The following is a 13008-nucleotide window of genomic DNA, read 5'->3' as shown; positions in this document are numbered from 1 at the left end:
GGCGCTGCAACCGGCAGCGACCATTCACACACAAGCCCGGCCTAACGAGCGCTTTCATGTATAATCTGCGCCCTCTTTTCGTGCCCGACTGTCCGAGAATGCCCTCTATGCAGCTTTCCTCGCTCACGGCGGTTTCCCCCGTCGATGGCCGCTATGCCGGCAAAACCAGCGCCTTGCGCCCGATCTTCAGCGAATTCGGCCTGATTCGTAGCCGTGTCAAGGTCGAGGTTCGCTGGCTTCAGCGTCTAGCCGCGCACCCGGGCGTTCCGGAAGTGCCCGCTTTCTCCGCCGAAGCCAATGCGCTGCTGGATCAGTTGGCCGAGAACTTTCAGCTCGAGCACGCCGAGCGCGTCAAGGAATTCGAGCGCACCACCAACCACGACGTGAAAGCCGTTGAGTATCTGCTCAAGGAGCAGGCCAAGCTGCTGCCGGAGCTGGCCAAGATCAACGAGTTCATCCATTTCGCCTGCACCAGCGAGGACATCAACAACCTGTCCCACGCGCTGATGCTGCGTGAAGGCCGCGACACAGTGCTGCTGCCGCTGATGCGCCAGCTCGCCGAGGCCATCCGCACGCTGGCCGTACAATTCGCCGACGTGCCGATGCTGTCGCGCACCCATGGCCAACCGGCCTCGCCGACGACAATGGGTAAGGAACTGGCGAACGTCGTCTATCGTCTGGAGCGGCAGATCGCTCAAGTAGCCGAAGTGCCGCTGCTGGGCAAAATCAACGGCGCGGTAGGCAACTACAACGCCCACCTGTCGGCCTATCCGGAGATCGACTGGGAAGCCAACGCTCGCGAGTTCATCGAGGGCGATCTGGGTCTGAGCTTCAACCCCTATACCACCCAGATCGAGCCACACGACTACATCGCCGAGCTGTTCGATGCCATCGCACGCTTCAACACCATTCTCATCGACTTCGATCGCGATGTCTGGGGCTATATTTCCCTCGGCTACTTCAAGCAGAAGACCGTTGCCGGCGAGATTGGCTCCTCGACCATGCCGCACAAGGTCAACCCGATCGACTTCGAGAACTCCGAAGGCAACCTCGGCATCGCCAATGCGTTATTCCAGCATCTGGCCAGCAAACTGCCGATCTCTCGCTGGCAGCGCGACCTGACCGACTCCACAGTGCTACGCAACCTCGGTGTCGGCTTCGCCCACAGCGTGATCGCCTACGAAGCCAGCCTGAAGGGCATCGGCAAGCTGGAGCTCAATGCCGCACGTATCGCCGAAGATCTGGATGCCTGCTGGGAAGTCCTCGCCGAGCCGGTGCAAACCGTGATGCGCCGCTACGCGGTGGAAAACGCCTACGAAAAACTCAAGGATCTGACGCGCGGCAAAGGCATCACGCCAGACGCTCTGAAGGCCTTTATCGACAGCCTCGACATCCCGGCCGAAGCCAAGGCGGAGCTACGCAAGCTTACCCCGGCCAGCTACATCGGCAATGCCGTCGCCCAGGCCAAGCGCATCTGATCGACTTCATGTATGCACGCCCGGCTGTGCCGGGCGTTTTTATTTTCAGCTCTGTATATAGAGCAAGGTGTTAGGCATGACTTCTGATATTCCACTTCAAATCCTGGGCGGTATCAGCGCCCGGGAATTCCTGCGCGACTACTGGCAGAAGAAACCGCTGCTGATCCGCCAGGCCATCCCGGGTTTTCAAAGCCCGATCTCGCCGGACGAACTGGCCGGCCTTTCGCTCGAGGAAGAAGTCGAATCCCGCTTGATCGTCGAGCACGGCGCAAATCCGTGGGAGCTGCGTCGCGGTCCCTTTGCCGAGGAGACTTACCAGCAACTACCCGAGCGCGACTGGACGCTGCTGGTTCAAGCCGTAGACCAACTGGTGCCGGAAGTTGCCGACCTGCTCGAACACTTCCGCTTCCTGCCGAACTGGCGCATCGACGATGTCATGATCAGCTATGCCGCACCGGGTGGCGGCGTCGGCCCGCATTTCGACAACTACGATGTCTTCCTATTGCAAGCCCATGGGCAGCGCCGCTGGCGCATCGGCCAGATGTGCGACAGCGAAAGCCCGATGCTCGCCCATGGTGATCTGCGCATCCTCGCCGAATTCCAGGGCACGGACGAGTGGGTGCTGGAACCGGGCGACATGCTCTATCTGCCTCCGCGCCTGGCACACTACGGCACCGCCGTAGACGACTGCATGACCTACTCGGTCGGCTTTCGCGCCCCTAGTGCCGCCGAGGTGCTGACCCATTTCACCGATTTTCTCGCGCAGTTCCTGCCGGACGAAGAGCGTTACAGCGATGCCGATCTGCAGCCCAACGACGATCCATATCAGATCCAGAGCGATGCACTGGATCGTCTGAAGGCGCTACTCGCCGAACACATGGGCGATGAGCGTCTGCTGCTGACGTGGTTCGGCCAGTTCATGACCGAGCCACGCTATCCCGAGCGTGTCGAAGGCCCGGAAATCGATGAAGACGATTTTTTCTCCACGTTGACCGATGGTGCCGTGCTGGTACGCAACCCGGCTGCCCGTCTTGCCTGGAGTGAGGTCGACATCGGCCTGCTGCTGTTCGCCAGCGGTCAAAGCCGCCTGCTGCCGGCGCATCTGCGCGATCTGCTCAAACTGGTCTGCTCGGCCGATGCCCTGCACGTCGACAATCTGGCTCAATGGTTGGGCGATGACGACGGGCGTAAGCTGCTGCTGGAATTGGTAAAACAGGGAAGTCTGGAGTTCGCTGATGAATAACATCCAAGTACGCATCGCCGATTGGCAGAAGGACAACGCCGACCTGCGGCGCATACGCGAAGCGGTGTTCATCGCCGAACAGGCCGTGCCGCCGGAGCAGGAGTGGGATGCCGATGACACCGAAGCAGTGCACTTTCTCGCCCTCGAGGACGGCTACGCTATTGGCACCGCGCGCCTGCTGGCGGACGGGCAGATCGGTCGGGTCGCCGTACTACGCGACTGGCGCGGCATGAACGTCGGTGATGCGCTCATGCATGCAGTGATTGCCGAAGCCGAACGACGCGGGCTGACCGAGCAGAAGCTGACCGCTCAGGTCCATGCCACTCGCTTCTATGAGCGCCTGGGCTTCAAGGTCGTCAGCGATGAGTTTCTCGAAGCCGGCATCCCCCACGTCGACATGCTCCGCCAGAGTCACTAAGGATCGCAATGAACGAGAACGCCCCGGACGCAGAGGAAACGAGCATGGACCTACCGGCCATCGATTTCCAATCGCCGGGACGTTTTGTCGTCCATAACCCGCTACCGGACCTGACGGAACCTACGCCTTGGGAAGCGGCACCAATGCAACTCGGCGAAAGCACCGAAGCGCAGCACTTCAGCAATCCCGAACACGCCCGCGGGCACGCCCTGGCCCTGATCCAGCAGGTACGTCGCAGCCTGTGCCTATACAGCCCAGACCTGGAGCCATGGCTATATCACCACAGTAGTATCCAGCAAGCCTGCAGCAGGTTCCTCCTAGCGCACCCGCGCAATCGACTGCGCATCCTCCTGGAAGACTCCACCCGTGCAGTGAAAGATGGCCATCGCCTGCTCACCCTGGCCCGGCGCCTGACCAGCAATGTGCACATCCGCAAGCTCAACCCTGATTATCCGCGCGAAGATGGCGCCTATCTCATCGCCGACAAAACTGGCCTGCTGATAAGACCACGCAGCGACCAGTGCAACGGCCATGCGCTATACAACGATCCCGGGGCTGTCCGACTCTGTCAGACGCAGTTCGATCAGGCCTGGGAGCGAAGTCTGTCCGACGCCAATTTGCGGAGTTTTCTGCTATGACCATACGCCGCCATCTTGCCGCACTCGTACTTGCCACCTGCCTGCCGCTACACGCGGCTACGGAGGTCATTCCGCTGCACTACCGCATGGCCGAGGACATTCTTCCGGTCGCTCAGTCAGTGATCGGCGACCAAGGGCGCATCAATGCCTACGGCAATCAGCTGATCGTGAACGCTCCGGACGCAGTCATTGCGGAATTGAAGCAGGTACTCGAGCAGCTAGATAGCGAGCCCAAGCGCCTGCTCATCAGTGTCGACACCCAGGACTCGGCCACTGACAGCACCGGCGGTTATCGTGTGGATGGCTCGGTGCACGCCGGAGACGTTGACATCGAAGCTGGGCGCGGCGAGCGAGGCGGGCGCGATCAGGTACGCATCATTCGGCGCACGACCAGCAGTGAGGGCGGGGGCATTCAGCAGATTCAGGCCAGCGAAGGCTACCCCGCACTGATTCAGATTGGTCAAAGCGTACCGCTGACCACCACCGGTACAGATGGCTATGGCCAGGTCTATCAGCAGACGCAGTACCGAGACGTAATGCGCGGCTTCTACGTAACCGCAAACCTCAACGGCGATCGTGTTCAGATCACCATCAGCAGCAACCGCGATCGTCTGAATCACATGCGTCCCGACGTGATCGAAACCCAGGTTGCCGACACCCGGGTAAGTGGTCGCGTCGGCGAATGGATTACCCTGGGAAGCGTCGATGAAAGTGCCTCATCGCAGCAAAACGGAATGCTTCGCCGATACAGCACTCAGGGCCGTCAGGACCTATCGTTGCGCGTCAAGGTCGACGTACTGGAATAAGCAGTAGCGCCTATGCGAACGACACCTCTCTCATCATGTAGTGCCACAAAAAAAACACTACAAAACGATTGACGAGCCTTTTCCGGCAGAGCATTATTGCCCCGCTCCCGCTAACCAGAGGCCCTGGCAAGGGTCTCCGGAGCGCGCTCAAGCCAACCAGCCGAGCCGTTCCGTGACTGTACTGCCCACAAGGCGGACTGACGAGGTTGCGACTGGAACGAGTCGTCCCGAGGGACGGGGAAGCGATTAACGCATCAGTCAGACTGAAGTCTCGACACTGTTGAGCGCCCTCACAGCAGCCACGCCAGCTGTGGGCATCGCAATCGAGCCAGTCCGGTGATCGTGTTCATGCCCTCCTCTCGGTTTCAATCCTCGTCCTGGTCGTAGTTCGACGCTCTGCCGCGTGTTGCTCGCATTAATCAGCGCTAGCACGCAGGTTTCGGTGGGAAAGTCGGTGCTCAACCAAATTCACATTTTATGAAGGATTGACCATGTCCGCATATCAAGACGACATCAAGGCAGTTGCCGCCCTGAAAGAGAAATTCGGCAGCAGCTGGAGCGCTATCAACCCGGAATCCGTGGCTCGCATGCGCGCCCAGAACCGTTTCAAGACCGGCCTGGAAATCGCTCAGTACACCGCTGACATCATGCGCAAGGACATGGCCGAGTACGACGCCGATTCTTCCGTCTACACCCAGTCGCTGGGCTGCTGGCATGGCTTCATCGGTCAGCAGAAGCTGATCTCCATCAAGAAGCACCTGAAGACCACCAACAAGCGCTACCTCTACCTGTCCGGCTGGATGGTTGCCGCTCTGCGCTCCGAGTTCGGCCCACTGCCGGACCAGTCGATGCACGAGAAGACTGCCGTTTCCGACCTGATCGAAGAGCTGTACACCTTCCTGCGTCAGGCCGATAGCCGTGAACTGGACCTGCTGTTCACCGCTCTGGACGCCGCTCGCGAAGCCGGTGACAGTGCCAAGGCTGCCGAGATCCAGAACCAGATCGACAACTACGAAACCCACATCGTCCCGATCATCGCCGACATCGACGCTGGCTTCGGTAACCCGGAAGCCACCTACCTGCTGGCCAAGCGCATGATCGAAGCGGGTGCTTGCTGCATCCAGATCGAGAACCAGGTTTCCGACGAGAAGCAGTGCGGCCACCAGGACGGTAAAGTGACCGTTCCGCACGCCGACTTCCTCGCCAAGATCGCTGCCGTTCGCTACGCCTTCCTTGAACTGGGTATCGACAACGGCGTGATCGTTGCTCGTACCGACTCCCTGGGTGCCGGCCTGACCAAGCAGATCGCCGTAACCAAAGAGCCGGGCGACCTGGGTGACCTGTACAACTCCTTCCTGGATTGCGAAGAAATCTCCGAAGCCGAGCTGGGCAACGGCGACGTCGTGATCAAGCGCGAAGGCAAGCTGCTGCGTCCGAAGCGCCTGCCGTCCAACCTGTTCCAGTTCCGCAAGGGCACCGGCGAAGACCGTTGCGTGCTGGACTGCATCACCAGCCTGCAGAACGGCGCCGACCTGCTGTGGATCGAAACCGAGAAGCCGCACGTTGGCCAGATCAAGGGCATGGTTGACCGCATCCGCGAAGTCATCCCGAACGCCAAGCTGGTGTACAACAACAGCCCGTCCTTCAACTGGACCCTGAACTTCCGTCAGCAGGTATTCGATGCCATGGTCGCCGAAGGCAAGGATGTTTCCGCCTACGATCGCGCCAAGCTGATGAGCGTGGACTACGACGAAACCGAACTGGCCCAGATTGCCGACGAGAAGATCCGTACCTTCCAGCGTGACGGTTCTGCCCATGCCGGCATCTTCCACCACCTGATCACTCTGCCGACCTACCACACCGCCGCGCTGTCCACCGACAACCTGGCCAAGGGCTACTTCGCCGATCAAGGCATGCTGGCCTACGTGAAGGGCGTGCAGCGTCAGGAATTGCGTCAGGGCATCGCCTGCGTCAAGCACCAGAACATGGCTGGCTCCGACATCGGCGACAACCACAAGGAGTACTTCGCTGGCGAAGCTGCTCTGAAGGCAAGCGGTAAAGACAACACCATGAACCAGTTCCACTAAGGAATGGTTCCAGCCTGGCAACGGGCTGCAGTGAAGGAAAAGCCCCGGCATTCGCCGGGGCTTTTTCGTTTCAGGCACGCAGGCACCCGTGTCGTTTCGTCGGCACGCGGGTACATGTCATATCGCTGTCGCACAACGACTCTAGGGTCAAGGCTCCGTCAAATGACCATTCATGGAGCAGCAACGTGAGCACTGATAACGACAACATTCTGTTTGGGAATGGCGATGAACTGCCAAGCAATCAGTCTGGCAACGCTCACATTCAAGACGTAGTGACAATCGGTCGCCGTCAGGTATTGGCGGGCGGCGCCGCGCTGGGTGCACTGACCTTCCTGGGGGCAACCCTCCCCGGCGCGGTTCAGGCCGCCGAGCAGACAGCAGCACGGTCGAAGGGCTTGCCGTTCAAGCGCCGTAGCCGCCTCCCCTTCCCCGCGGTCCCAGTGAGCCGGGCCGATGGCATCAGCGTTCCTCCAGGCTACTCCGCGACCACGTTCATTCCCTGGGGCACTCCTATCACCGGTCGCTATCCTGCCTTCCTCGAAGACGCCAGCAATACCGCGGAAGATCAAGCCCAGCAAACCGGCATGCATCACGACGGCATGCATTTCTTTCCAATCAACGCCAAGCTCGGTGGCCATCAAAGCGATCACGGGCTGCTCGTGCTGAACCATGAATATATCGATGCCCCGCTGCTGCATCCAAACGGACCGACGGTCGTCGACGGCAAACGCACCGTGGTCGATGAAGTGCGTAAAGAGATAAACGCCCACGGGGTTTCCGTCGTGGAAATCCGACGCGGGGTACGCGGCGATTGGTCCGTTCTGCCGTCTGCACGCAACCGTCGCATCACCGGCGCAACACCAATGCGCATCGAGGGGCCGGCCAAGGGCCACGAACTACTCAAGACCCGCTACAGCCCGAGCGGCACGTCAACCCGCGGCACCCTCAACAACTGCGCAAACGGCTTCACCCCATGGGGAACCTATCTCACCTGCGAAGAGAACTGGGCGGGCTATTTCGCCAGTCGCGATGAGGAACTGCCACGCGAACTCAGCCGCTACGGCATTCGCAATGCAAGCCGTTATGCTTGGGAAACCATTGCAGGTGACGAATTTCAGCGCTTCGATGCCACGCGCAACGGTGAAGATGCACGCGCCGATTACCGCAACGAGCCGAATACCTTCGGCTGGATTGTCGAGATCGACCCGTTCGATCCGGACGCGATGCCAGTCAAGCGTACCGCGCTCGGCCGTTTCGCCCACGAGGGTCTGGTATTCGCACCCGTCAAATCGGGACGCCCATTGGTTTGCTACTCAGGCGACGACTCCCAGAATGAATACATTTATAAGTACGTCAGCCGCGACCGTTATCGGCCACAGCGTGGCGATGGCCGCCTACTGGATGACGGCACACTCTATGTAGCACGCTTCAACGCAGACGGCAGCGGGGATTGGCTGGCGCTGGACATCGACGATCCGGCATTCCAGCAAGCATGTGTCGCTGCCGGCGTACGCTTCGCCGACCAGGGTGAAGTACTGATCAACACCCGACTGGCCGCCGACATTGCCGGTGCCACCCGTATGGACCGCCCGGAGTGGGGGGCCGTCCATCCCGATAACGGCGACGTCTATTTCACCCTTACCAACAACAGTGCACGTCGCGACGCCGACGCCGCGAACCCCCGCTCACCGAACCCGTACGGGCACATCATCCGCTGGCGGGAAGACAGTCGAGATTACGCAGGCACCCGTTTCCGCTGGAACATCTATCTGCTGGCCGGCCCGCAGAACGACAGTCGCGGCCCAGCGGGGCAGCTGCTGGATGAACACAGCATCATGGCTAGCCCGGATGGCTTGTGGTTCGACGATGAAGGACGGCTTTGGATCCAGACCGACATGAGTGGCAGCCAGCTCGGCTCGGGGCCGTTCGGTAACAACCAGATGCTCGTATCTGATCCGAAAACAGGCGAAACCAAGCGCTTTCTGGTCGGCCCGCTTGGTGCAGAGGTAACAGGCATCACCGCGACGCCGGACTTTCGCACGCTGTTCGTGAACATCCAGCATCCAGGTGAAGGATCGGGGCCAAACAACTACACCAGCGGCTGGCCGGACGGCCTTGGTCGGCGTCCGCGCTCGGCTACGGTCATCATCAGCCGCGATGATGGCAAGCGACTTATGTAACTCTTCGGCATAAAGAAGGCCGGCCTTAAAGCCGTCCTTCTTTTTCAGTCGATTCGCTCGCTCTAATGTGAGCAGGCTTGTCATCAGCAGCCGTAAAGAGTCCCCAGCAAGAGATGAACAACGCAGCGATCAGCGGCCCGATGACGAAACCGTTCAAGCCGAACAGCGCAAGCCCACCCAGTGTCGACACCAGCACGACATAGTCCGGCATCTTCGTATCCTTGCCGACCAGCAAGGGCCTAAGAAGGTTGTCCACCAGACCGATGACCAATACCCCATACAGAATCAGCACAACGCCTTGCCAGATCGCGCCATTAAGCAGGAAGTACACAGCAACCGGAGTCCAGATCAGTCCGGCACCCACGGCCGGAAGCAGCGAGAGAAACGCCATAAGCACCGCCCAGAGCAGCGCGTCAGAAATTCCCAGCACCGCAAAGATAGCTCCACCGAGTGCACCCTGCGTGATCGCCACAATGATGTTGCCCTTCACCGTGGCGCGCACGACCCGCGTAAATTTGTTGAACAGTCGGCGCTTCTGGGTATCACTCAATGGCAGCGCCTGACGGATCCGCAATACCAGCTCGCGGCCGTCGCGGATGAAGAAGAAAAGCAGGTAAAGCATGACACCGAAGCTCACTAGGAACTGAAAAGTGCCCTGCCCGAAACTGAATGCTTTGGTCGCAAGGAACTGACTGCCTTCGAGCGCGCCACTGGCGAGACGCTCGCGCATGCTTTCCAGGTCTCCGAAACCGAAGCGCTGGAGTTGCAGCTGCAACGAGCTCGGCAAAAGATCTTTTACGTAGCTCACGTAGCTGCCGATATCCAGCTCACCAGTCTCAATACGGCGATAGAGTGCCGCCCCTTCCTGAACTAGCATCCCAGTAATCGCAATGACCGGTAGCACGGCGACCAACAGGCATACCAGCAAGGTCACCGTTGCAGCAAAATTTGGCCGGCCGGCGAATCGGCTTTGCAAACGTTTTTGCAGCGGGGCGAAGAGGATGGCAAGTATTACAGCCCAAAACACAGCACCGTAGAACGGTAGAAGAATCCAGCCAAAGGCTAATGAAACAAACACCAATAAAGCGAGAAAGACTTTCTGCTCAAGCGTCGATTTGATCATTGCCCACCCCGAATCCACTGTGCTCTTTTGTTAGTCACCAAGCGGGGTTCGGAGTGCGGGGAGGGTTTCCTCTGCGTCCCTCCCTAAAAAAAACAGGCCGGAACTTCCGGCCTGCAAACGATCAATATTTATTCAAAGGGTCATCGCCGCCACCCAGCCGAACGCAAGCAACGGCAGGTTGTAATGTAGGAAAGTTGGAACCACCGTATCCCAGATGTGATTGTGTTGGCCGTCTACATTGAGACCCGCGGTCGGCCCAAGGGTAGAGTCTGAAGCTGGCGAACCACCATCGCCCAGCGCGCCCGCTGTACCCACCAAACTTACGATGGCGAGTGGACTGAAGCCTAACTCCACACCAAGTGGCACGAAGATCGCGGCGATAATTGGCACTGTCGAAAATGACGAACCGATGCCCATGGTGACCAGTAATCCAACCAGCAACATGAGCAGGGCCGCCACCGCCTTGCTGTTACCGATCCACGCAGCGGCGGCATCAACCAGAGTCTTTACTTGACCTGTCTCGCGCATGACCTCAGCGAAGCCCGCAGCGGCAATCATTATAAAACCGATCATGGCCATCATCTTCATGCCCTCGGTGAACAGGTCGTCCGCTTCACGCCACCGCACTACCCCAGAGGCGGAAAAGATAACGAAGCCGGCAAGCGCGCCGATGATCATCGAATCTAGCCACAATTGAATGATGAACGCCGCGGCAATAGCCAATGCCGCTACAACAAGCGTCAGCGGGCTATAAGCCGCACCAACCTGCTCGACCTGCACTATTCGGGACAAGTCGTATTCTCTCGGCTTGCGGTAGCTGAAGAAGGCGATAATCAGACCGGTCGCCATCCCCAACGCAGGGATCAGCATCGCCTGCGTCACCTCAACGCCGGAGACATCTACCCCACCTTTGGCAACATTGGCGAGCAGAATCTCGTTGAGAAAGATGTTTCCAAAGCCAACCGGGAGAAACATATACGGGGTAATCAGGCCGAAAGCCAATACGCACGCAATCAAGCGCCGATCGATCCTTAGGTTAGACAACACATACAATAACGGAGGAACTAGAAGCGGTATGAATGCAATATGGATGGGCAGAATATTCTGGGAAGAGATTGCAACGAGCAGCAGAAGCGCAATCATTAACCATTTGACCGTCTGCCCCCCCTGCCCTTGTGTTGCTTGACGACCAATCATGGCTAGCGCCTTATCGGCCAATGCATGAGCAAGACCGCTTTTACCAATAGCCACCGCAAAAGCACCGAGCAGTGCATAGGACAACGCGACGGTGGCGCCGCCGCCGAGCCCCTTGTTGAAAGCAGCAAGCGTCGACTCGATTCCCAGGCCACCGACGAGACCGCCACAGAGCGCACCTGCAATAAGTGCAACCACGACGTGCACCCGACACAAACTCAAGATCAGCATGACACTGACCGCCGCAACAACTGCGTTCATAGAATCCTCATTACCCGACCGAGGTCGATATAAAAACGGCGTACTCTGCAATAGCGCACCAAGCCTGTCTAGGGTCAATCCTGACGATGCGGCCAGCGATATGTCCGCAGATTGCCGTGCTGTCGTCCCTGCAAGCTATCTTCATGATCTCAACAAAGAATGCCTTGCTAGGCTTTGGATAAAAGACAGTAAAATTAGGGCTCGGTATCAGTACCTCCCTCTACCAGCGAGACTTCCGTGGAAATATTCAAAGAGTTCACCTTCGAGTCCGCACACCGCCTGCCAAACGTGCCAGCAGGGCATAAATGTGGGCGACTGCATGGCCACTCCTTCCGCGTTGCAATCTACATACAGGGCGACGTAGACCCGTATACGGGCTGGATTCGCGACTTCGGCGAGCTCAAGGCACTCTTCAGCCCAATCTATGAACGACTAGACCACAACTACCTCAACGACCTTCCGGGCTTGGAGAATCCAACCAGCGAAAATCTCGCCAGATGGATCTGGCGCGAACTGAAGCCGCTCCTACCGGAACTGTCACGTATACGCATTCACGAAACGTGCACTAGCGGTTGTGAATACCGTGGCGATTAACCCGGTACCCGGAACTGGACTACCCCCGCTCCGGTAGACATTTTCCGACCTCATAATGAGGCACGTTCAAACGCCTCAGGACTGACACCGCCTAAGTGACTATGGCGGCGGGTTCGGTTGTAAAACACCTCGATGTAGTCGAACACATCACTGCGAGCTTCTTCGCGAGTGCCGTAGATTTTCCGTCGGATGCGTTCCCTCCTCAGTAACTGGAAAAAGCTTTCCGCGACCGCGTTGTCGTGGCAGTTGCCGCGTCGACTCATGCTGCTGATCAGGTTGTTAGCCTTGAGGAAACTCTGGTCAGTCCGAGCAGCTGAACTGGCTGCCTTGGCCGGAGTGAGTCATCGCTTCCTGTTTGGGCATGCGCCGCCAGACCACCGTCAGCAACGCATCGATGGCCAGGTCGCTGCACATCTGCGGTTCATTGACCATCCAGTCACCAGCGTGAAAACAGATCCACCACCACGGCCAAGTACAACCAGCCCTCATAGGTACGGATGTAGGTGATGTCGGTGACCCAAGCCTTGTTCGGTTCACTGGCGTTGAACTGCCGCTCCAGGCGGTTGGGCTAAGCCACTGTCGGCTTGCCTCCGTAATAGACGATAATGGGTCTGCGAGCGCAACTCCTCTATCAGCATCAGGCAAGCTACGCAGTGTCGGCCCTAGGACTTGCCTAGCTCACGTAGGTCGTCGTGGATTTTTCGGTAGCCGAAGACCCCACCGCTTTGCAACCAGGCATGTTTGAGCAATCCGACCAGACGCCGATCTTCCTTGGTGCGTGCGGATTTTGGCTCGGCCAGCCAAACCGCTGGGATGCACCTTGAGGGTCTGGCAGAGACGCCGTACCGGCTACTCCACCGACAGCTTGCTGACGAAGGCCTACTTCAACTTCAGCCGAATTTTCCGTCGTGCAAAGACAAACCCCCGGCCAGCTGAGCTGGTCGGGGGTTTGAGATAAGAGCTTGACGATGACCTACTCTCACATG

General features: G+C 58.8%; 10 protein-coding genes and 1 pseudogene. 8 read left to right on the top strand and 3 right to left on the bottom strand.

The window, feature by feature from the left end; genetic code table 11:
* Positions 1 to 107 precede the first annotated feature (107 nt).
* The 7 genes from purB to N8H22_RS04030 all read left to right on the top strand — a co-directional run bounded on the left by purB (position 108) and on the right by N8H22_RS04030 (position 8850).
* Positions 108 to 1478, top strand: coding sequence for an adenylosuccinate lyase (gene purB, locus N8H22_RS04060; protein ID WP_264589351.1), 1371 nt, complete (start codon positions 108 to 110; stop codon positions 1476 to 1478).
* A gap of 76 nt (positions 1479 to 1554) precedes the next feature.
* Complete coding sequence (locus tag N8H22_RS04055; RefSeq protein ID WP_264589350.1) at positions 1555 to 2721, top strand: cupin domain-containing protein; 1167 nt, start codon at positions 1555 to 1557, stop codon at positions 2719 to 2721.
* Positions 2714 to 3139 carry a GNAT family N-acetyltransferase gene (locus tag N8H22_RS04050; protein ID WP_264589349.1) on the top strand — a complete coding sequence of 142 codons (426 nt, stop codon included), beginning with the start codon at positions 2714 to 2716 and terminating at the stop codon, positions 3137 to 3139. Before N8H22_RS04055 ends, N8H22_RS04050 begins: the two co-directional genes overlap by 8 nt.
* Positions 3140 to 3147: 8 nt before the next feature.
* Positions 3148 to 3777: a histone acetyltransferase HPA2 gene (locus N8H22_RS04045; protein WP_264589348.1), complete on the top strand. Its 630-nt coding sequence runs from the start codon at positions 3148 to 3150 to the stop codon at positions 3775 to 3777.
* On the top strand, positions 3774 to 4583 hold the full coding sequence (locus tag N8H22_RS04040; protein ID WP_264589347.1) for a secretin N-terminal domain-containing protein: 810 nt from the start codon (positions 3774 to 3776) through the stop codon (positions 4581 to 4583). The genes N8H22_RS04045 and N8H22_RS04040 overlap by 4 nt, the downstream gene beginning before the upstream one ends.
* 491 nt (positions 4584 to 5074) lie before the next feature.
* Positions 5075 to 6670 (top strand): isocitrate lyase, encoded by a 1596-nt coding sequence (locus N8H22_RS04035; RefSeq protein ID WP_264589346.1) that lies wholly within the window; start codon positions 5075 to 5077, stop codon positions 6668 to 6670.
* 185 nt (positions 6671 to 6855) lie between these two features.
* Positions 6856 to 8850, top strand: a complete 1995-nt coding sequence (locus tag N8H22_RS04030) for a PhoX family phosphatase (RefSeq protein ID WP_264589345.1) — start codon at positions 6856 to 6858, stop codon at positions 8848 to 8850.
* Positions 8851 to 8875: 25 nt separating this feature from the next.
* On the opposite strand, the gene N8H22_RS04025 is transcribed toward N8H22_RS04030, so the two are convergent.
* Positions 8876 to 9973 carry an AI-2E family transporter gene (locus N8H22_RS04025; RefSeq protein ID WP_264589344.1) on the bottom strand — a complete coding sequence of 366 codons (1098 nt, stop codon included), beginning with the start codon at positions 9971 to 9973 and terminating at the stop codon, positions 8876 to 8878.
* Positions 9974 to 10105: 132 nt separating this feature from the next.
* Complete coding sequence (locus N8H22_RS04020; RefSeq protein WP_264589343.1) at positions 10106 to 11428, bottom strand: Na+/H+ antiporter NhaC family protein; 1323 nt, start codon at positions 11426 to 11428, stop codon at positions 10106 to 10108.
* Positions 11429 to 11665: 237 nt separating this feature from the next.
* On the opposite strand from N8H22_RS04020, the gene queD reads away from it, so the two are divergent.
* A complete protein-coding gene (queD, locus tag N8H22_RS04015; RefSeq protein WP_264589342.1) occupies positions 11666 to 12022 on the top strand; it encodes a 6-carboxytetrahydropterin synthase QueD in 357 nt (118 codons plus the stop codon).
* A 50-nt stretch (positions 12023 to 12072) separates the two neighbouring features.
* Here the strand turns inward: queD and N8H22_RS04010 are convergent.
* Positions 12073 to 12916, bottom strand: a pseudogene (locus N8H22_RS04010) (IS3 family transposase); the annotation flags it as partial.
* Positions 12917 to 13008 lie beyond the last annotated feature (92 nt).

The organism is Stutzerimonas sp. S1 (assembly GCF_025966695.1).
Classification (GTDB): Bacteria; Pseudomonadota; Gammaproteobacteria; order Pseudomonadales; family Pseudomonadaceae; genus Stutzerimonas.
Note: the sequence above shows the minus strand (reverse complement) of the source record. Positions and strands in the feature narration are given on the sequence as shown.

Bases quoted from the DNA above. Each gene is read 5' to 3' on its own strand.
- N8H22_RS04055 (WP_264589350.1), top strand. From the start codon at position 1,555: ATGACTTCTGATATTCCACTTCAAATCCTGGGCGGTATCAGCGCCCGG.
- purB (WP_264589351.1), top strand. From the start codon at position 108: ATGCAGCTTTCCTCGCTCACGGCGGTTTCCCCCGTCGATGGCCGCTAT.
- N8H22_RS04035 (WP_264589346.1), top strand. From the start codon at position 5,075: ATGTCCGCATATCAAGACGACATCAAGGCAGTTGCCGCCCTGAAAGAG.
- N8H22_RS04045 (WP_264589348.1), top strand. From the start codon at position 3,148: ATGAACGAGAACGCCCCGGACGCAGAGGAAACGAGCATGGACCTACCG.
- N8H22_RS04050 (WP_264589349.1), top strand. From the start codon at position 2,714: ATGAATAACATCCAAGTACGCATCGCCGATTGGCAGAAGGACAACGCC.
- N8H22_RS04040 (WP_264589347.1), top strand. From the start codon at position 3,774: ATGACCATACGCCGCCATCTTGCCGCACTCGTACTTGCCACCTGCCTG.
- N8H22_RS04025 (WP_264589344.1), bottom strand. From the start codon at position 9,973: ATGATCAAATCGACGCTTGAGCAGAAAGTCTTTCTCGCTTTATTGGTG.
- N8H22_RS04020 (WP_264589343.1), bottom strand. From the start codon at position 11,428: ATGAACGCAGTTGTTGCGGCGGTCAGTGTCATGCTGATCTTGAGTTTG.